The organism is Heliomarina baculiformis (assembly GCF_019966545.1).
GTDB classification, from domain to species: Bacteria; Pseudomonadota; Alphaproteobacteria; order Rhodobacterales; family Rhodobacteraceae; genus Heliomarina; species Heliomarina baculiformis.
In genome coordinates this window covers 1-19,244 of sequence record NZ_JAIMIC010000002.1, presented here as the reverse complement: position 1 = coordinate 19,244, position 19,244 = coordinate 1, and the positions used below count along the sequence as shown (strand labels likewise).

The following is a 19,244-nucleotide window of genomic DNA, read 5'->3' as shown; positions in this document are numbered from 1 at the left end:
AGAGACTTGCTTCAAACGCATTCATCTAAAATCCACCTCGGAGACCTCGTGCCAACCATCACCGCATTCAAATCATCTCCCGACAAAGGTGTCGGCCTTGCGCGTGATATGCGCGTCCGTTGGTCGCTTGAAGAAGTCGGACAATCCTATGATGTACGACTGGTGACTTTCGAAGAAATGAAGCAGCCAGCGCACCTCGGCCTCCAGCCCTTCGGTCAGATACCGACTTATGAAGATGGTGACGTGGCATTGTTCGAATCAGGGGCCATCGTGCTCCACATCGCCGAGCGTCACACTGGCATGCTGCCCAGCGATGAAGCAGGACGCGCCCGGGCGATAAGCTGGATGTTCGCCGCCCTGAACACTGTCGAGCCTCCGATCGTCGAGCGCGATTACGTCAAGTATTTTGAGGCCGACAAGAGTTGGCAGGCTGAACATTTGTCCATGGTCGATGACCGCATCCGAACACGGTTGGATCAACTCGCGGCCGCCATGGGAGAGCTGATCTGGCTGGCCGGAGGTTTCAGCGCAGCCGATGTGCTTATGGTTCATGCGATTCGCAGGTTAGAGGGTTCGGGCATATTGGAAGAATATCCAATATTAATGGATTACATCGCGCGGGCAGCTGAACGACCCGCCTACAAGCGAGCGTTCGACGCGCAGTACGAGGTATTTCAGAAAGGCTCGTCTCATTGAGAAAGCGGACGTTGCCCGCGACAAAAACAGATGGCCGCAAAGTCCCGCACAGCGGACCATCGCGATGGATACGATGCTTTGCGACGGCGCGAACGCCCGCTTTCGAGCCAGAGCACCACGGCACCGGGACAACCGGTGAATGGGACTATGGGCCGTGAGTTTCATGTTTGTAAGTGAAAATGGGTACGCAGCCCGCCGCAGCGCCGCATGACCGCTTAGAGCCCAAAAGCAGCGGTTGTTAGACGACATGAGTTTGCCAGCGTAGCGATGCACGGTTCTGTCGTAAGCACCTGCTTATGCCGATACGGATCAGCGTTGCTCCAATCGAAAGTCGTGCTCTCGCCTGCCATGTCAATCCCGCGGCCAGCCCGGTCGCATCACCTATCCCGGAAAGGATACGACATGACCAAGCATCTTATTCTCGCACTGAGCCTTGTTTTCACGCCGGCCATCGGCTTCGCTTTGCCCTCTGTCGGAGACGTGGTCGGCACAAACCCAGAGGACGCGACGGCGGCGCTCGCAACCGCAGGATGCACTGTCGACGAGTTCGAAGCCGAGGACGGACAGATCGAGGCCAAGTGCCATGACGACTCTTCCAAGCGCTACGAGGTCTACATCGATCCCGCGTCCGGGGCCGTCACCAAGATCAAGTCCGAGGACTGATCCCATGTCGGATCATGTGGAACCGGGCGGCCGCGCGGCGCCCGAGATCACCCAACCCTGGGACCCGGTGGTGCGACTGACCCATTGGAGCATTGCCGCCGCCGTCATTGCCAACGGTCTTCTGACCAAGCCAGGCGGCACGATCCATGTCTGGATCGGCTGGGCCGCGATGGCCGTGCTGGCACTTCGCCTCGTCTGGGGCCTGATCGGCCCGGTCGAGGCGCGGTTCGCCTCGTTTCTTCCCGCTCCCCGCGCCGCGGTGAGTCATCTCGCCGACCTGCTGTGCGGACGCCCGCGTGAACACTCCTCGCACAATCCGGCTGGAGCGATCATGGCCTATGCGCTTTGGGCCTGTCTGGCCGTAATGATCGGCACTGGCCTTGTCATGACCGGCGGCAAGAGCCCCATCACCATCGCCGAGGAGAAGGCCGCCGTCGCCGCGGGTGACTGGTCGGTTCTGGTCACTGAGAACGCCGGCGACCGGCACGGCGACGAAGAGGGACTTGGCGACGTCGCGGAAGACGTGCATGAAGTGACGGCGAACCTGATGCTGCTCCTCGCCCTGTTACACGTTGCGGGAGTCGCGGTCGAGAGCCGCGCGCTTGGCCGCAATCTGGTCCGCGGGATGGTAACCGGACGGCGGAGGTGATGTGAACGGTGAGAGCCTGACCCAAGCGAAGCTGAAGCGGCGTCAACTCGGCCTCGCCGTGGTGATCGTCCTGCAATGCGTCGCGGCGGTGTTCTTCGTCGGTGATGTATTGGTGGATCTCATACAAGCACCGCTCGCCGAGCATGCCCTTCTGGAACTGCTCGTGACGCTGGCCCTCATCGTCGGGATCGGTCTGAACGCATGTCAGCTGCGACGCATGCTGGAACGGATGCAAGTACAGGACAGGGCTCTGGGCACAGCCCGAGGCGATCTCGCGCGGATCGTGGAGTCTCAGTTCGAGATCTGGTGTCTGACGCCCGCTGAACGCGATGTCGGGTTTCTGGCGCTAAAGGGCCTCGACGCCGCCGAGATCGCTGCGATCCGAGGCGCTGCGAAGGGCACGGTCCGGGCGCAGCTTACTCGAATCTATGCCAAAGCCGGCGTCTCGGGCCGCGCCCAGTTCGCAGCGTGGTTCGTCGAAGACCTTCTCGATGGCGGGCTCGGTCCCGCTGGCTCTAATCCAAGAGGCCTAACAAAGGCACCCATCCAAACCGAGCGCCTCGACCAAAATTAAGATCTGTTTTCGGAGCCGTAATGATGCGCGTCCGGCGAAGCTCGGCTGTCCGTTCCTCCTTGCGTGAGACTTTGCAGCTTGAATAGAAATTGAGCAGGTGCGGCGAAAGGCAGCTAAGTCCGCATACGGTAGCGAATTTCCTCACAATCGCAAGGTAGTCCACATCGAACACTGGCGTAACGCATGTAACATTAATTGGTTGACCAGCGGCGTCAGCGAAAATGCGGGACGCATGGCATTCACGCGCACAAAGGACAAACTGATGGAATTGGACGAGGTGCGGGTGTGGGGCGATTATGTTTGGCGTGTACAGGAAGATGACTGAAGAATGGCGTCACAAACGTCACAACCTGTCACTGTGCGTCACATGTGCGGGCCAGTTAGCCAGTCACAAACGTCACACACCTCTAGGAGGGGTGACGTTTGTGACGCTGGCGTGGATTGTTGTCGACAGAAGTCTGGCAACCTTTGCCAACTGCAGACAGGCTCCGAATGACCGCCCCATTCTAGAAAAATTAGATCAAAAGAACGTGGGACGTACGGATTGGGACCTCGTCATGGGGTTCGCCAACTCTGTTGGAAATTGATGGTGTTTCTCATGGGACGACCGAGCAACTTAGAAAAGATGATAATCGAGCTCTGCAATACTGAACCGGTTAACTGGCAGGATCTGAAATCACGCTGGCGGTCATGCCCGGCGGAAAGAAAAAAACATCCGAACTATCAAAAGTCGTGCTTAAAGTGCGATGGCCAGATTTGCAGGCGGATGAAAGAATTGGGCTTGGATAAAGGCGAAAACCCTTCACCCAAGAACAAGCGCCCCAGCTGCGGCGCGAAAACTCGCACCGGAGGCCAATGTCAGATGAAAGTCGTACCCGGAAAGCGGCGCTGCCGTCTCTATGGCGGACTGAGCACAGGTCCGAAGCGGAGGTGACCAGCTCCCCTAAAAAGTCCGCGGTTTGAAGTTAGCCTGTTCTCCAAACGAGGCGACAGACGATGCGGAAAAGCCGTTTCAGCAAAGAGCAGATTGCCCGTCCGCGGCGCGTTCCAACCGGATGACCAAGAATATGTAGGCCATCAAAACCGTCACAAAGATCACGCCGAGAACTCCTTCCATAGGTAAAAAGAACGCCAATCCGGCAAAAGTCGCCGCTACACCGAGCATCAGGAACGCATGCCGCCGGCGCGCGGCCTCGGTTACAATCACGGGACATAGCAAGGCGGAGACGCCACCGATCAGTAATATGTTGGCAATATTTGAGCCGACCACATTGCCATAAGCGATGCCCGGGAACCCCGCCAGCCCGGCCTGCACCGAGGTCACCAGTTCCGGCATCGATGTCCCGAAGCCAACAAATGTGAGACCGATAACAAGGGGTGAAACGCCAAATCTTTCCGCTACCTGCACAGCCCCACGAACCAGTAATTCACCGCCTAAGAGCAACAACGCAAAGCCTGCAATGAGCGGAAACCAAGTCTCAAACATATCAAACTCCTGCGCCCCGGCATCGACGCACTGTGCAGCAGGTGGCGATCCGCTGGATTTCTTTCAAGGGCCCACCGTTGACAGCGAAGGCGACGCGAACAAATTGGTCCAGCAGCGCTACTCAAGAAAATGGTTTGTGCACTATAAAATCTGACAGTGACGACTTTTGGCCTATTCACGCCGGTTCAAAGTAAGAGAGCCGCATGGCAGAAGGCTTTCGCATCGAACAACCGGCCCTGGTGTCTTGTAATGTGTAAATCGAGTACAGAAATTAGTCGCAATCCATACAGGCAAACCCTCGATTAGGATGCCCATGCTTAATGCCTCTCTTCCGGCGGGTGCTCGTACCGATTGACTAGAGGCAACGCCCTCGGTCAAAAGACACAAACACGCTTTTCGCGTATTACCCAAGGTGTATTGATGGTGGCTAACAGACTTGCCGTTTTCTTTTCCGCGACCCTGACAGTTTTTCTGACGGGTTCGGCCCCCGCACTCGCTGAAGAAACGGATCGATCGAAAGATGTGCGCGCTCTGGGACGCTGCGCCGGGTGCGTTCTGCAACAAAGTGATTTCAGTGGACGCAACCTCATGGGGATCGATTTCACATCCGCTGATTTAAATTCTGTTAAATTCGACGGCTCCAACATGAACCTGGCAGTGTTCGAGAATGCAGTACTCAAAGGCACGAGTTTTGCCAGCGTCAACCTGCGTGGTGCCAATTTTGTAGGCGCCCGCCTTACTGAAGTGTCTTTCGAAGAGGCCGACTTGAAAGGGGCTGTCTTCGATGGCGCCATCCTCGAAGGTACCGATCTCGACCCGGCCATACTCTGCAACACTCAGACAGCTTCCGACGAGATCGACAACTCTGATTGCGCTGCGGCACGCTGAGGCAGCTAGTTTGCAAGATGCTGCCCCCAAACTTTCAACTGTCTGGCCAATCTTCAAGAAATTGCATCGAAGCTTCGAACCGACTCACTTCCCGCAAGTTTTCGCTTAAGGTCGAGGTATCCGATGGAGTTGGGGCCGGTTCGAACAATCGAATTTTTTGAGCAGGCATGCCCCCTGGCACCGAGGACAAACACCTTAGAAAGCTCCACAACTTATTGACCTAAGCCGACCCCTTTGAATTGGCGCCGGTCGATTCATCACCCTATGACGAATGGCAATTTCGCCGCATGTACACCTTCGGCGCCGTCGGCGGAGTCGCGAACTTTATAGAAAGGTTTGATGAGTACCCTCGAAGACAAGAAACCGGGTCATTTACGCCTGCGCAGTGATTTAGATATCGACAAAGCAGGATATCATGAAACTGGTGACCTGTTGCTTCGGACTTATGATACTACTCACTCCTGCATTAGGCCGTTGGCACGGTACCGCCGTCGATCACGTATTCCGTGCCGGTGATGGTGCCCGCGCGGTCTGACGCGATGAAGGCGATTAGGTTCGCAATCTCTTCAGGCTTTGACGGCCGCCCGATGGGCACGCCGCCGAGCGAGTCCATGATCATCTGCTTGCCCTCCTCCACGCTCACTCCGTGCTCCGAAGCAAGGCGCCTTGCCAGTTCCACGGCCGACTCCGTCTCAATCCAGCCCGGAGAGACCCGCGCCACGCGCACGCCCCTGGGCGAGACCTGTTTCGACAGGCTTTTGGAGTAGGTTGAGAGCGCCGCCTTTGCCGCGGCATAGGCCGTCGTCGCCTCCGGCAATGGTAATTGGCTCTGAATCGAGGTGACATGGATCACCACACCCGAGCCCTGCGCCTCCATCGCCGGAAGCAGTGCGCGGTCCAGCCGGACGGCGGGCATCAAGTTGAGGTTGAGCTCGCGCTGCCAATCGGCGTCATTGAGCGCCCGGTAGCCGCCTGCGGGGGCCGAGGAACCGCCGAGCATGTGGACGATGATGTCCACCCCGCCGAGATGGTCCTGCGCCGCGGCGGCGAGGCTATCACAGCCCTCCACGGTGGTCAGATCTGCGGCGACGAACTGCGCCCTCTCCCAGTCGGCCGGCTTGCTGCGGGCACTGGTGAGCACCTGCGCGCCCAATTCTTCGAAGAGCCGCACCGTGGCGGCTCCGGCACCGCGTGTGCCGGAGGTGACGATGGCGCGCTTGCCTTCAAGCGTCACGAACGGGTTCATGGGACGATCTCCAGCTCGGCGATCATTCCGTCCTTAAGAACGAAGAAGTAGCGCAAGTCCACCGGGCTGCCGGGGAAGTTACCGACCAGGTGGCTGGTGATGACGGTGCGCCCGTCCTCCTCGACCCGTGCGAATGGCTCTACGGTGTAGGTGTACTTGGTGGAGGCGTTCGCCATCCACTGCCGGATCGCGTCGCGTCCAGTATAAGTGTTGCCCTCGTCGACAACCACGGCGTCCTGTGTGAAGCACTCCGAGATCGCCAAGGCGTTGTCCTTTTTGTCAGCCTTGAAATAGGCGTCGATGACTTCGGGAAGATCGATACTCATGGTATTTCTCCTGTTCTTCTCATTTCCCTTGTTGATGGCCCGAAATCTAGAGCGTTGACGTCATGTCGATAACCGGGACAAAGTGAGATGCGGAATTGCGGATTTCAGAATAATAGCCATCGACAAGTTCACGGATTTCGACGCAGTTCTGGCGATCAGCCGCAGAGGCTCCTTCAGGGCCGCCGCGCTCGATCTGGGCATGTCGACCAGCGCGCTGAGCAACGCGATCGCCAAGCTCGAGGAGCATCTTGGTTTGCGCCTGTTCAACCGCACCATCCGCAGCGTGTCGCTGACCGGCGCCGGCGCAGGTTCGTAGACCAGGTGAGCCCCGCCCTGCGCGACATCTACCAGGCGCTCGACACGGTTCGCGCGCAGCGAGAAACTCCGCGCGGCACGCTCCGGATCAACACTTTCGCCACAGCGGGGCGCGAGATCCTGGCCCCACTGGTCTTGGAGTTCCTCCGGCGGTTTCCCCGAGGTCCGCGTCGACGTTGTCACCGAGGGCAACCTCGTGGACATCGTCGCCGACGGCTTCGACTTCGGGGTGCGGAGCCAGCCGCTCGTCCCAAGCGACATGACTGCTAATCCGATCGGACCCGCGCGACGCTACGTGGTGGTCGGAAGCCCGGCCTATTTCGCCAGCCGCGAGACGCCGCGCGTTTCCTCCGACCTGCTGTCCCATGCCTGCATCCGCACGCGGCTCCCCAACGGGGGCATGTTTCGCTGGCAATTCGCATCCGAGGGCGAGCCGATGCAGGTGGACGTCGACGGTCCGATCCCGCTCGACGAGGCCAGCCTCGCGCGCATAGGCGCGCTCGAGTCCGTCGGAATCGGTTATTTTATGGAATCGGATGTTAAGGCCGACATCGAGGCCGGTCGCCTGGTGCGGGTGCTGGACGAGTGGACCCCACCGCTCTCCCCCCTCTGCCTCTACTACCCCAGCCGTCGTAACACGCCCGCGGCCTTCAAGGTCTTCTTGGACCTGGCGCGCGAGCTCGCCCGTTCGTCTCGCGGGCCTTGAGCGTATGGATCATGAGAAAGGCACCGGGAGCGGACCAGCCCACGGTGCCCTTGAGAAGAGATCCGCGAAGGGGCTCAGGCAACACTCAGCCGCACCTGCGCACCCTCACGCGTCAGGTGCGAATAGGGGCATGTGGCATGGGCCTCTTCCACCAGTTTCGAGGCGATCTCGCCATCGAGGCCGGGCAGGCTCGCGGCCAGCGCAGTGTCCAGGGCAAAGCCTGCCCCGTCGTCCCGGGGGCCGATGCCCACGGTGACGGTCACGCTCGTGTCCTCGGGCAACTTCTGCTTCTGATGACCGGCAATGAAGCGCAGCGCGCTGAGGAAGCACGCCGCATAACCGCTGGCGAAGAGTTGCTCGGGGTTGGTGCCCTCGCCACCCGGGCCGCCCAAGGCCTTGGAGGTCGACAGCGACAAGGTCAGTGCCCCGTCCTCGATGGTTGCGATGCCGTCCCGGCCGCTTCCGGTGGCCTTGGCGTAGGTCTTGTACTGCATGTTCATGATGTGCTCCGCAGTGTGATTGCTCGTCCGTGACGCTGGCTGAATCCCGTCACGAGCCGATTTGATTGATGGCAGTTTTTGCGATGGACAAACCCGTAAGCCGCACTGCGCCCGGCGGGATTTTCCGGTCACGGCAGCCCGCAAACCGGTTCCAGGTGCGACCGGAAATAGGGCGTCTCCGGTGGCAGAGTCTCAGTTGGCAGGCACCAAGGCTTCGTCGAAAGCGGTCGACAATCCGTACTCCCTGCCAATCAGGTCGCCCGCGCGCTCGCCGATGACGACGCATGGCGCCATGGTGTTGCCGACCGTAATGCGCGGCAAAATGGAGGCGTCTGCAATACGAAGTTTGTCGATCCCGTAAACCTTGAGCTGATGATCGACGACTGACATGGTGTCACGCCCCATCTTGGCCGTGCAGGACTGATGCCAATAGGTTACCGCCGAGTTGCGGATGAACTCAGCCATGGCCTTGCGATCACGGGCTCCCGGGACCACCTCCGCTTTGACCAGCTGAGCGAAGGAAGCGTGATTGCCGATCTCCCTGCAGAGCTCGATTGCAGTGAAGGCCGCTTTCAGATCCTCGGGCTCGCTCAAAGAATTGGGCTCGATGAGGATAGCATCATCGACACGCGGCCCGGAGAGCCTGAGGCGTCCACGGCTTTTTGGCTGCGCGAGTCCGGCAAACATCGTCCAGCCGTGCTCGGGCGTTTCGACACCGGCCTCCTCCGGCGAGGGCACCGGGAACTCAAGCTGACATTGCAGGATGTCGGGCTGTTGTAGTCTCGAGTCGCTTTGCCAGTATAGCGTTGCCTCGCAGCCGCCACCGCCTACGGCTTCGGGTTTCCTATAGGCCCAGGTACACCCAAAGGCCAGGTGATCCTGATGGTTACGCCCTACCCCCTCAAGGTGCTCGACGATTTTGATGCCGTGCGGCTGCAACTCGCTCTCGGGACCGATCCCCGATTGCATCAGCACCTTCGGCGTCTGGACAGCGCCAAGCGAAAGAATGGTCTCGCATCGTGCGCGGAACTCGCAGGTCTTTCCCTCCAGCACCGCCTCGACGCCAATTGCTTTTTTACCAAGCAATAGAATGCGCGAAACCAACGCTCCGGTAACAACAGTCAAGTTGGGCTGGTGCATCACGCGATAGGTGTATGACCGGAAGACGGATTCACGCTTTCCGTTACGGATGCGCAGGTCGGCAATGGCTGCTCCGCCGGGACGCTCCATCATCTCTCCGTTCGGGGAATCGAAAATCGGAACGCCCATCTGTCGCGCCGTATCGATCATCGCATGGGCCGCCGGCTGCGGCGAGGTTGGCTGTGCCACGTATACCGGACCGCCAGTGCCACGTCTTTGTGAGTCGGGACTACCCTGCCAATCCTCGATGCGGCGGTAATAATCCAGAATAGACTCGTAGCCCCACTCGTTATCGTCGGCCTCCGCGGCAAAGTGGTCCCAGTCCTCCTTATGTCCGCGAGCCCAGACCATGACGTTGATGCTGGAGCCGCCGCCCAGCCCCTTGCCCATGCTGAGTGGAAGGCGACGGCCACCAAGGGTTTTGGCAGGCTCACCCAGAAAGCCCCAGTCGCGCTCGCTCCAAAGGTTCAGGGGCCACTGCGCCGGCTCACGGACGGAGTCGGCGACGTCGTCCCCACCGGCTTCGAGAAGAAGGACACTCACGTTTGCATCCGCGGCCAGCCTGGCCGCCAGCACAGAACCGCTGGAGCCCGCGCCGCACACAATGAAATCGTATTCAGAGCGAAGCGCGCGGCGCAAAGATGCTTGGTTGTTCTCGACAGCGATATCATGCCGCGAGTTCGCTTTTTGGTATTCCATTTCGCAAACTTTCTTCAGTTTTGGGGGTATCTTGTTCTGAGCGCATTTCATCGAATGCGCTCAGAGGCGGGGATGGGTTTCGGCCTGGCTTTGCCGCAATCGAGAGGTCAGTCGGCCTTGACCACGGCCCCGCGGGCGGCCTCGTCAATGGTCTCGGCCACCACGGCGGGTTGCGTCATGAAGACCGCGTGGCTCGCCGAGACTTCGGTGACCTTCGCGCCGATGCGCTCGGCCATGTGGTGCAGCATCTCCTGCGCAAAGGCCTTGTCCTCGGTGGCAATCACGGCCCAGCTCGGTTTGGTCCGCCAGGCGGCGTTTTCCAGTACGGTGCCGAACACCTCCATGTTGATCGGTACCTGCGCGTCCCTCATGAAGGCGGCGTCTGCGTCGCTCACATCATGGGCGAAGCCCGCCTGGAAGCTGTCCGGCGCGACAAAGCCGTAGCCGTCCTCGCCGATGTCGAGCTTGAACTCGGGCGGCGAGGTAAATCCCTCGTACTGCTGCGCGGTGGTTTCGCCCGCATCCGGCGAGAGGGCGGAGACATAGACCAGCCCGGCGACCTGGGGATGCACGCCTGCCTCGGTGATCACCGTGCCGCCCCAGGAATGGCCGACGAGGATCGCCGGACCGTCCTGGCGCTCCAGCGCGCGGTTGGTGGCGGCCACGTCATCGGCCAGCGACGTCAACGGGTTCTGCACCATCGTCACGTTGTACCCCCGCGCGGTGAGGTCGTCGTAGACCCCGCGCCAGCCGGAGGCATCGGCGAAGGCGCCGTGCACCAGCACGACGTTGTGGATGGGCTGGTCGTCGGGAATGCGGGTCTGCCCCTGGCCGGTCGTGGCAATGGTGCCGATGAAGGCGGCGGCGGCCGAGGCGGCGAGGAAGTTCTGGAATCTGGTCATGTCGTCAGTCCTTGCGAGAAAGGGTTGGGGCGGGCCGCACCAGTGGCGCGGCCCCGGGGAAGCGTCAGCCGCGGGCGAAGGCCAGCAAGTCGGCATTGACGATGTCGGGGTGCGTCGCGAAGAAGCCGTGCGACAGGCCGGGATAGGTTTTCAGGGTGCCGTTTCGCAGCAGTCCGATCGCCTTGTGGGCCGAGTTGTCGATCGGCACGACCTGGTCATCCTCGCCGTGCAGCACCAGCACTGGCTGGGTGATGGCCTTCAGATCCTCGGTGAAGTCGGTTTCCGAGAAGGCCTTGATCCCATCGTAATGCGCCTTGGCGCCGCCGTTCATTCCCTGCCGCCACCAGTTGCGGATCAAGCCCTCGCTGACCTCGGCACCCTCGCGGTTGAAGCCGTAAAACGGACCCGTGGGCACATCGAGGTAGAACTGCGCGCGGTTCTGGGCCAGCGCCGCGCGGAAGCCGTCGAAGACCTCCAGCGGCACGCCGCCGGGGTTGTGTTCGGAGGCCACCATGACCGGCGGCACCGCACCCAGCAGCGCGGCCTTCGCCACCCTGCCCCGCTCGGCATTGGCAACATAGCGCGCCACCTCGCCGCCACCGGTGGAGTGGCCGATGTGGATGGCATCGCGTAGGTCCAGCGCCCGGACGAGATCGGCCACGTCGGCGGCGTAGTGGTCCATGTCGTGCCCGTCCGAGACCTGCTCGGAGCGGCCGTGGCCGCGGCGGTCATGGGCGATGACCCGGTAGCCCTGGGCGAGGAAGAACAACATCTGGTTGTCCCAGTCGTCGCCGGAGAGCGGCCAGCCGTGGTGGAAAACGATGGGCTGGGCGTCTTTCGTGCCCCAGTCCTTGTAGAAGATTTCGATGCCGTCGCGGGTGGTGATCGTAGCCATGGTGAAGGGTCCTTCAGTTTGAGCGAGGATGGAGGTCGGCAAGGTGAGGAGCGCGGCCGCGGCCGTTGCGCCCTTGAGAAGTGCCCGCCGTGTGAGATCGGGTGTCATTGCCAGTCCTTTCGGTTTCGATGTGGACAGAGATAGACAAGGCGTGACATCAATGGGCGTGGCGATTCTGACAATCTTCGAGGCAAAAATGACAATGATGAAAAACGTGGTCCCTTTGGCGGCATCGCCTTGTCCAATTGTTACTCGGGCGGCGGAGGGGGCTCCGCCGGGGGGCTTGTCAGGTGCGGGTGCCGATCTCGCCGTTGGAACTCTTAGTCCGCGACGGGATTTGCTCGCTGGGCACGAAGGTGAGGGCCACCGTCGCATCCACCGGTTCGGGCGCGGCCAGTTCGCCCTTGCCTTCGAAGGAGGCGTCGAGCAGGAGGCGCAGCGAGCGGTTGGTCTCAATCGGCAGGAAGGAGATCATGCAGACCTCCTCGAGCGAGGCGGCCTCGGCCACTTCGATCAGCTCCTCCTTCAGGTCCTCGCGGGTGTAGCTGATGATGTAGTTGTAATCCTGCTCCAACGTCAGCAGCTTCGGCTTGCGCATGCTCTCGGGCACGTCGCTGTCCTTGAAGTTCCAGAGAAATTTGGCCGGGCCACCGACGATGGGGCCGCCGAAGACGAGCTGCTTAGCGATGAGCGCGTCGAGGATGCGATAGGCCTGAGCGGTCTGTTCGGCGCTGATGAAGACTTGGTAGTATTGCATGGTTTTCACTCCGATTACGTTGTGACTCGAAGCTATGGCCCTGGGTTAATTCCGTTAAGTGGGACAAAATGAGATGTGGAATTTCATTTTTCAGGATAATCTCGATCCTCGAAATCGGGTGGGAGCGGACGCATGAAGATAAAACCGAAAACGACGAACGCCTCCGCGCCCGCGGCTGAGATCGGGCTGTTGATTTACCCCGACTGCCAGCTCTCTGCGATCTACGGTATGACCGACCTCTTCCGCATCGCCGGCGAATGGGCCGGAGGGCGCGTGATCCGCGTGTCGCATTGGGCGGCGTCCGACGAAGCGGTGACCTGCAACTGGGACAGCCACCCCGACCTGCCGCACAGGCTAAGCCATGCCATCGCTCCGCCGAGCCTCGTGATACCGGAGAAAATGGAGCCCTTTCCCGCCGCTGCCGACTGGCTGCGGGCGCGCCACAGCGAGGGGACCGTGCTGGGGTCCGTCTGCGCAGGCGCCTTCGTGCTGGCAGAGACGGGGCTGATGAGCGGACGACGCGCCACCACCCACTGGGCCTTCGCCGCTCAACTTGCCCGGCGCTTTCCCGATATCGAGGTGGCCGATGACCGGATGGTGCTGGATGACGGCGACATCGTCACCGCCGGCGGCATCTTGGCCTGGACAGACTTGGGCCTCACCCTCGTCGAGCGCTTTCTCGGCCCCGCCACCATGCTGGCCACCGCGCGGTTCCTGCTGATCGACCCGCCGCGCTCCAGCCAACGGCCCTTCGCGGCCTTCATCCCGCGCTTCGACCATGGCGACGAGGCCATCCGCCGGGCGCAGCACCATCTCCACGCGCACTTCACAAAGGCTCTACAGCAAGCCGACCTGCACGCCGTCGCCGGGCTGACCGAACGCACATTCCTGCGTCGTTTCACCGCCGCCACCGGGCACAAGCCGAACGCCTACCTCCAGCAGGTGCGAATCGCCAAAGCCCGTGAACGCCTTGAGCGCACGCCGGAAACGGTGGATCACATTGCCTGGGACGTCGGCTACTCCGATCCAGCAGCCTTCCGAAAGATCTTCCACAAGCTCGTCGGCGTCTCGCCCGCCGCCTACCGTCAGCGCTTCGGGATTGCGGCGGCGGAGGGTTAGGGCGTCGGCTTTGTCGATTGGGGAGGACATCTCGCAACAAATGGCCGCAAAGTCTGCTCAACAAATCTGTGTTAGAGTGCGGCGGAGAGCCGCTCTGCTCCATACCCAGCTCTGGCCGCCAACGCAGCGAATGGCCGCAGTCCGTTCTTTGTCGACCAACACGACCGGCCCAAACCGGCCATTGAAGTTTATCACAGCGAACGGCAGCTTCGAAGCCAAGTCATCAAAAGCTAAACGGCACATGAATGTTAGCTAATCGCATGCAGGCGCGTCGTCGAATTCGGTGCTGTTTGTTCACCAGTTCCCGGTGGGCGTCCCTCGCCAACTAGACACGAGACCGAAATTGCTGCCTTTGACCGGCTAAGACCCGCCCAGGACACGCTCTACCTGTTCGACCAGTTCAGCACTCCGGAAGGGTTTTGCGAGGCGTTGTGCGTTGGAAAGCCCATCAGGAATCTCGACCGTGAATTCTGTATATCCACTCAGAAAAACGACCGGGACGTCGCTCTGGCTGAGCCGTTCCGCAACCGGAACACTGGTCGCATCTTTGCCAAGATTGAAATCGAGAAGCGCGATTTTGGGATTTCCCTTGTCGATCTGCTCCATTGCCTCAACCACTGTATGACAGATGGCAATGTTCTTATAGCCAGCGTCCGCCAGCGTCATCCCGATATCCATCGCGATGAATGCTTCATCTTCAAGAACCAGGATGTCGCACTCACTCATCGGGGTCATCCAAGCGAAAATCCACCTGAAAGCACAAACCCTCTTCGCGATAGTCGATAAGCACTTCGCCAGACAGATCGACTTTTAAAACGCGTTCAAGGACGAGGCTGCCAAACCCTTTACGGCCCGGTTCGCTCTCGATCTTTGGGCCGTTGTATTCTTTCCAGACAATTCGCACCTCGTTCTTTTCGTCGATGGCGTCGTGCGAAGTGCCGATTACAACGTGCCCTCCCTCCACGGAGAGCGCGCCGTACTTGGCTGCATTGGTCATCAATTCATGTATGGCCATGCCAAAGGCCAAGGCTTGCTTCGCACTCAGATTAAGCTCGGGGCCAGTTTGTCTGACGCGTTCCTGATCGCCACGCTGGTAAGGAGCTGCTTCAGTTCTGACAATTTCCGAGAATGTCGTCGTCGTCCAACCGCCTTCGGTCAGCAGATCGTGCGTTCTGGAAATGGAGCCCAGTCGGTCGTCCAGCCTTGATTGATAAACCGCAGGATCATCGACACCTTTCAAAAGCATTTTCGAGATTGAGCTGATGGTCGCCAAAGTATTCTTCACCCGGTGTTGCAATTCTGCCAACAACAAGTTCTGTTGGGCATTTTGCGCCTGAATACGCTGCATCATCTTCGCCTGATCGGTCACCTCGCGAACACAGGTGCCAACGGCGAAAACCTCCTCACCCTGGCACACAGGGTAAAAATCACCGATCCAGTGCCGGGTCTCGCCCGGTGCGGCGGGGGTTTCCCCCTCGATGGCCATATTGAGCACAGGCTTGCCGGTTTCTAGAATCCAATCATAGGTTTCGCGAAGATCATCCTCGAGGTCGGGCAGGAGTTCCTTGAAGGTCTTGCCGATATGATCCTCACGCGGAATGCCGTTGATCTGGGCAAGACTTTCATTGATCCGGATATAGCGCAAATCCCGATCAACCAGGGAAATGCCAACCGGTGTCGTATCATAAAGGTTTTCCAGCTCGGCATATTGCCGCGCCAATGTCTCTTCGTTCCGCTTGAGCGCTTCTTCGTAGTTTTTGCGTTCCGTAATATCGATGAACGACAGCACATAGCCATCGAGCCTGTTGTCGGTGGTCCGGTAAGGTTTGATGCGCAACAAAAAGGTCTGGCGGGTCGCTTTCACCATGACCTCGCGCTCGAACGATTGGAGGGTCTCGTCCACCTTGTGCGCGTCTTCCTCCAGATCGGGGTAGTCGATCCGTGACGAAAGGTCGGAAATAGGCCGCCCGATGTCACGCGACCGGATACCAAACAGGGTCGCCGTGGAAGGTGTGAAGTTTCGAACGCAAAATTCCCGATCCAGAAACAGAACTGCCAGATCTGTGGATTCGAATAGGTTTTTCAGGTCTGAATTGGCGCGTATCAGAAGGCGGTTGTTGTCCTGCAATTCCGCGTTAACGGTCTCGAGCTCTTCGTTGATCGATTGAAGTTCTTCGCGCGATGTCTCAAGCTCTTCATTCGAGGATTGCAACTCCTCGTTCATGCTCATCAGTTCTTCGTTGGTGCTTTTCAGCTCCTGACCGAACGTCTCGTATTCCTGCAATGTCGTGGCAAGCTGCTTTCGAAGCTGGATGTTCTCCGTTTCCAGAATGTCTCGGTTCGCCGTCTCGCGTTTTTCGACCGCGGTCCCGAGGTCAGCTGCATCGACGGCGCGGGCTTCGGTCAGCACAAGGATGAATTCCGACCCGCTTGGCCCCACCTCGACATCGAAGACTCGCGGCCGGGGGGCGCCTGCGACCATCACATTGTCGATACGCTGTGCCTCTCCGGTCTGTTTCGCCTCTGTCAACGCCGTCCGCACGGCGAGGCGCAACTCGGGCGCAAGATAGGCGTCAAGCATCGTCGAGGACGTTCCCGGAGACGGCCGAGCAAACTCGGCCATCTTTTCTGAAAGATACAGCACGTCACCGGTACGCGACAAAAGCGCAAAAGGTGCAGCGTAGCTTCGAAGGAAGTCACGCTGGACTGACGCCTCTCTCGACAGGTCGAGCGATACTTCCGCCCGCGGCTCGTCCATCAGTTTCTCGTGTGGCAAGGCACGCGGTCGGCGCGGTGCGTCTAGCAAGGCGGAGTAGGTGGTCCGCGCATCCGGGTTCTTTCGGAAAATCCGATGTGTCTTGTCCACGACATCGAATAATCCCTCTTCTCCGGCAAGGCTTTCAGATGGACCAAGAAACAGGTGGCCCTTGCCGCGTAGTGAGAAATGAAAGCGCGGAATGACCTGCCGTTGCAAACCGGCCGAGAGGTAGATCAGCAGGTTCCGGCAGGAAATCAGGTCAAGTCGCGAAAACGGTGGATCCTGCAGCAGATTGTGTGGCGCGAAAACGCACATCTCTCGCAACTTGGGAATGGCGCGATACTGCCCGTTTTCGAGCTGAAAAAAATTCTGCAGGCGCTCTTCGCTCAGCTTTCCCACCGAATTGGCGGAGTATAGACCGTAGCGCGCCGCAACCAGCGAAGGGGTGTCGATGTCGGTGCCGAAAACCTGAACCACACGCTGGTCTTTGCGGGCCTCCATTTCCTCAATCATCAACATGGCAAGCGAATAAGCCTCTTCGCCGGTGGAACAGCCCGGGACCCAGATACGGATATTGCTTTCGGTTGATGCGAACAGAGAGTCGACCGCAAGAGTTCGCAACGCCTCGAAAGCCTCGGGGTCCCGAAAGAACTGCGTTACGCCAATCAGAAACTCCTGCGCCAGCAGTTGTGCTTCCGTCTCGTCATCAAGCGTATTGAGAAACGCTTCAGTGTCCGTCAGCCGCAGGACGGTCATGCGGCGCTCGATCCGGCGCACCAGCGTTCCAGGCTTGTAGTCGCTGAAATCGTTACCGGCGACTTCGGCAAGGCGCTCCGCAAAGCGTGGCAGAGCCGCTTCAATCTCCTGCTTCAGCGCATCAGCATCATCACCTTTGCTCAATCGCCAGCGATGCTGGATGATCTCGTCCAGTCGCCCCGCGATCTTTCCGGCTGGAAGAATGAAGTCGACCAATCCTGTTGCGACCGCCGAGTCAGGCATACCGGGAAAGCGAGCGCCCTTGCTTTCCTGCACAAGCGCAAAGCCTCCTGCGGCCTTGATTTCCTTCAGACCGGCCGAGCCGTCACTTCCGGTGCCCGAAAGGATGACGCAATAGGCGTCGCGCCCACGTTCGGCGGCCAGCGACCCGAAAAAGGTATCTATCGGGCGGTGGTGAGCATCGTGCGAATCCCTGACGGTTAGTTTCAACCGGTCGCCTTCGATGCTCGCCACGTTTCCGGGGGCACCACGTAAAAATGGTTCGCCTCGATATACTCGCCGTCGTCGATCTGTGACACCGGGATGTCTGTCTGCGTCTGCAGCAGCTCGTGCAGGATCGACTTTTGATCCGGGGACAGATGCTGAACGATCACGTAGGCGGCCCCCGTATGGGGCGACGTGCGGCTGATCATGGTTTTGAGGGCTTCAAGCCCGCCAGCGGACGCACCTATGCCTACGACAGGGATCACTGGAAACACAAACAAGACCCCCTTTCACAGATACATTGTGTGAATCTTAAGAAACGGTAACATCGAAGATACCGTTTGCCAATTGGCCACAAGCAATTCGCGGGCATCGACAAATTGCATATTACAGGAGGGGCTCAATGGGATGACGCAACGCATAGACACCGTGGTCATTGGAGGTTCCGCGGGTAGCTTTACCGCGTTGCGACGCTTGCTGGCTGACTTGCCGTCGGACCTGCCCGCCGCCGTTCTGGTATGCCAGCATTTCTCCAACGTGGGTGACACTCATTCTGTTGATCTATTGTCAGGCTATTCCAAGATGCCCGCCTTTTGGCCGAGGACGGCATGGCGATTGAGGCAGGCAGGATCATATTTGCCAGACCTGACTTTCACATGATGATCGGCGACGACCACCTGCATCTGCGTCGTGGGGCCCACGAGAACAATTTTCGGCCCGCCATCGACCAGCTGTTCCGCTCCGCAGCGGTTTATCGCGGTCCTCGTGCCATTGGCGTGATCCTCTCGGGTCTGATGGATGACGGTGCGGCAGGCGCAAGGGCGCTGCACAGGACCGGTGGGCAGATCCTTGTACAGTCGCCGGAAAGCGCGGATTTTCCCGACATGCCGAACGCCGCCCTAACAGCTGTGCCCGAGGCGGAGCCGGTTGTGTTGGAAACACTTGGCGCCGAAATCGCGGCCTTGACCAACACGCCCTGCGGCCCCGGAAATGCCGTGCCCTGGGACATCGGGATCGAGTTGAAAATCGCAGGGCTGGAAGGAGCGACCATGGCCAACGAGGAACGTCTGGGAGAGCTATCGCCGTATAATTGTCCGCATTGCAACGGGGTTCTTTGGCAGATCGAAGACGGTCCGATGACCCGTTTTCGATGCCACACCGGGCATGCATACACACTGGACAGTTTGAACGAGAGCCAAAACCGGGCGCTGGACGAAAGCCTGTTCAACGCGCTGCACGTCCACAAAGGCCGCGCCGCCTTGATCCGACAGATGGCCAGCAAAGCAAGAGGGGCTGAAAGTCGGCGTAGACTTGAGGATCGGGCGGCACGATTTGAGGAAGACACCGAACGGCTGCAACAGATAATTCAAAGCAGAACTATGGGATAGCCGTCAGTGGCTTGGTATTGCCGGACGCGATTTCCAGCCTGCCTAGCCCATTGGAGCATCCGCAGCGAACGACCGCTTTCCGCCCATTCTTCGGAAAAGCAACGTGTTGCTTGCGCACAAAATGACGGCACAAACTGAGCGCGAGCGCATCTCCTGTAGGCTTTGCGCGTTTGCTGCAGTGCTGGAAAGATCTTGACTAATTCGCGAAGGATTTGGGCGGTTGCGGCGAGGAGAAATTCGTCATTTGCACCGCATGGCCCGCTTAGGGTCAGGATTCATAACCAGTAGATGACGAGGGCGGCGAGGGCGATGGCCGAAAGGAAGACCTTCGGGCATC

The 19,244-nt window shown here is 59.6% G+C and carries 19 protein-coding genes and 2 pseudogenes; 10 read left to right on the top strand and 11 right to left on the bottom strand.

Translation table 11 applies throughout. The features are described from left to right. Positions 1-48: 48 nt before the first annotated feature. The 5 genes from MF268_RS03695 to MF268_RS25350 all read left to right on the top strand — a co-directional run bounded on the left by MF268_RS03695 (position 49) and on the right by MF268_RS25350 (position 3,516). On the top strand, positions 49-696 hold the full coding sequence (locus MF268_RS03695; RefSeq protein WP_238369567.1) for a glutathione S-transferase family protein: 648 nt from the start codon (positions 49-51) through the stop codon (positions 694-696). A gap of 402 nt (positions 697-1,098) precedes the next feature. After that, on the top strand, positions 1,099-1,359 hold the full coding sequence (locus MF268_RS03690) for a PepSY domain-containing protein (protein WP_238369566.1): 261 nt from the start codon (positions 1,099-1,101) through the stop codon (positions 1,357-1,359). A gap of 4 nt (positions 1,360-1,363) precedes the next feature. After that, a complete protein-coding gene (locus tag MF268_RS03685) occupies positions 1,364-2,008 on the top strand; it encodes a cytochrome b/b6 domain-containing protein (protein ID WP_238369565.1) in 645 nt (214 codons plus the stop codon). Between the two features lies 1 nt (position 2,009). Beyond that, positions 2,010-2,582, top strand: coding sequence for a helix-turn-helix transcriptional regulator (locus tag MF268_RS03680; RefSeq protein WP_238369564.1), 573 nt, complete (start codon positions 2,010-2,012; stop codon positions 2,580-2,582). A 586-nt stretch (positions 2,583-3,168) separates the two neighbouring features. Next, the gene (locus MF268_RS25350; protein ID WP_337926780.1) at positions 3,169-3,516 is read left to right on the top strand and encodes an HGGxSTG domain-containing protein; all 348 of its coding nucleotides are present in this window, start codon (positions 3,169-3,171) and stop codon (positions 3,514-3,516) included. A gap of 78 nt (positions 3,517-3,594) precedes the next feature. Here MF268_RS25350 and MF268_RS03675 read toward each other — a convergent pair whose 3' ends face one another. Next, positions 3,595-4,068 carry a sodium:calcium antiporter gene (locus MF268_RS03675; protein ID WP_420485411.1) on the bottom strand — a complete coding sequence of 158 codons (474 nt, stop codon included), beginning with the start codon at positions 4,066-4,068 and terminating at the stop codon, positions 3,595-3,597. A 420-nt stretch (positions 4,069-4,488) separates the two neighbouring features. Between MF268_RS03675 and MF268_RS03670 the strand changes: the two genes are divergently transcribed. Then, a complete protein-coding gene (locus tag MF268_RS03670) occupies positions 4,489-4,956 on the top strand; it encodes a pentapeptide repeat-containing protein (RefSeq protein WP_238369563.1) in 468 nt (155 codons plus the stop codon). 466 nt (positions 4,957-5,422) lie between these two features. Here MF268_RS03670 and MF268_RS03665 read toward each other — a convergent pair whose 3' ends face one another. Next, on the bottom strand, positions 5,423-6,202 hold the full coding sequence (locus MF268_RS03665; RefSeq protein ID WP_238369562.1) for an SDR family oxidoreductase: 780 nt from the start codon (positions 6,200-6,202) through the stop codon (positions 5,423-5,425). Further along, positions 6,199-6,528, bottom strand: coding sequence for a nuclear transport factor 2 family protein (locus tag MF268_RS03660; RefSeq protein ID WP_238369561.1), 330 nt, complete (start codon positions 6,526-6,528; stop codon positions 6,199-6,201). The genes MF268_RS03665 and MF268_RS03660 overlap by 4 nt, the downstream gene beginning before the upstream one ends. 82 nt (positions 6,529-6,610) lie before the next feature. Between MF268_RS03660 and MF268_RS25345 the strand changes: the two genes are divergently transcribed. Together MF268_RS25345 and MF268_RS25340 are read left to right on the top strand one after the other, a co-directional pair. Then, positions 6,611-6,844 (top strand): helix-turn-helix domain-containing protein, encoded by a 234-nt coding sequence (locus MF268_RS25345; RefSeq protein WP_337926779.1) that lies wholly within the window; start codon positions 6,611-6,613, stop codon positions 6,842-6,844. Positions 6,845-7,009: 165 nt separating this feature from the next. Beyond that, a pseudogene (locus tag MF268_RS25340) lies at positions 7,010-7,549 on the top strand (LysR substrate-binding domain-containing protein); the annotation flags it as partial. 74 nt (positions 7,550-7,623) lie between these two features. Here the strand turns inward: MF268_RS25340 and MF268_RS03650 are convergent. The 5 genes from MF268_RS03650 to MF268_RS03630 form a co-directional block, all read right to left on the bottom strand. Beyond that, the gene (locus MF268_RS03650; RefSeq protein ID WP_238369560.1) at positions 7,624-8,049 is read right to left on the bottom strand and encodes an organic hydroperoxide resistance protein; all 426 of its coding nucleotides are present in this window, start codon (positions 8,047-8,049) and stop codon (positions 7,624-7,626) included. A gap of 192 nt (positions 8,050-8,241) precedes the next feature. Then, positions 8,242-9,888, bottom strand: coding sequence for a GMC family oxidoreductase (locus MF268_RS03645; RefSeq protein WP_238369559.1), 1,647 nt, complete (start codon positions 9,886-9,888; stop codon positions 8,242-8,244). Between the two features lie 107 nt (positions 9,889-9,995). Continuing rightward, entirely contained in the window at positions 9,996-10,790 is a 795-nt protein-coding gene (locus MF268_RS03640) for an alpha/beta fold hydrolase (protein WP_238369558.1), read from the bottom strand. 64 nt (positions 10,791-10,854) lie between these two features. Further along, positions 10,855-11,793, bottom strand: a complete 939-nt coding sequence (locus MF268_RS03635; RefSeq protein ID WP_337926778.1) for an alpha/beta hydrolase — start codon at positions 11,791-11,793, stop codon at positions 10,855-10,857. A 178-nt stretch (positions 11,794-11,971) separates the two neighbouring features. Beyond that, the gene (locus tag MF268_RS03630; RefSeq protein ID WP_238369557.1) at positions 11,972-12,442 is read right to left on the bottom strand and encodes a hypothetical protein; all 471 of its coding nucleotides are present in this window, start codon (positions 12,440-12,442) and stop codon (positions 11,972-11,974) included. 132 nt (positions 12,443-12,574) lie between these two features. On the opposite strand from MF268_RS03630, the gene MF268_RS03625 reads away from it, so the two are divergent. Beyond that, positions 12,575-13,561, top strand: coding sequence for a GlxA family transcriptional regulator (locus MF268_RS03625; RefSeq protein ID WP_238369556.1), 987 nt, complete (start codon positions 12,575-12,577; stop codon positions 13,559-13,561). Between the two features lie 360 nt (positions 13,562-13,921). On the opposite strand, the gene MF268_RS03620 is transcribed toward MF268_RS03625, so the two are convergent. From MF268_RS03620 to MF268_RS25165, 3 genes are read right to left on the bottom strand one after another with little or no spacing between them, the layout of a single operon-like run. Continuing rightward, on the bottom strand, positions 13,922-14,287 hold the full coding sequence (locus tag MF268_RS03620; protein WP_238369555.1) for a response regulator: 366 nt from the start codon (positions 14,285-14,287) through the stop codon (positions 13,922-13,924). Next, on the bottom strand, positions 14,280-17,525 hold the full coding sequence (locus MF268_RS03610; RefSeq protein WP_273544892.1) for a CheR family methyltransferase: 3,246 nt from the start codon (positions 17,523-17,525) through the stop codon (positions 14,280-14,282). Before MF268_RS03610 ends, MF268_RS03620 begins: the two co-directional genes overlap by 8 nt. Beyond that, complete coding sequence (locus MF268_RS25165) at positions 17,522-17,794, bottom strand: chemotaxis protein CheB (protein WP_337926777.1); 273 nt, start codon at positions 17,792-17,794, stop codon at positions 17,522-17,524. The genes MF268_RS03610 and MF268_RS25165 overlap by 4 nt, the downstream gene beginning before the upstream one ends. A gap of 133 nt (positions 17,795-17,927) precedes the next feature. On the opposite strand from MF268_RS25165, the pseudogene MF268_RS03605 reads away from it, so the two are divergent. Then, positions 17,928-18,907 (top strand): annotated as a pseudogene (locus MF268_RS03605) (chemotaxis protein CheB). Positions 18,908-19,244 lie beyond the last annotated feature (337 nt).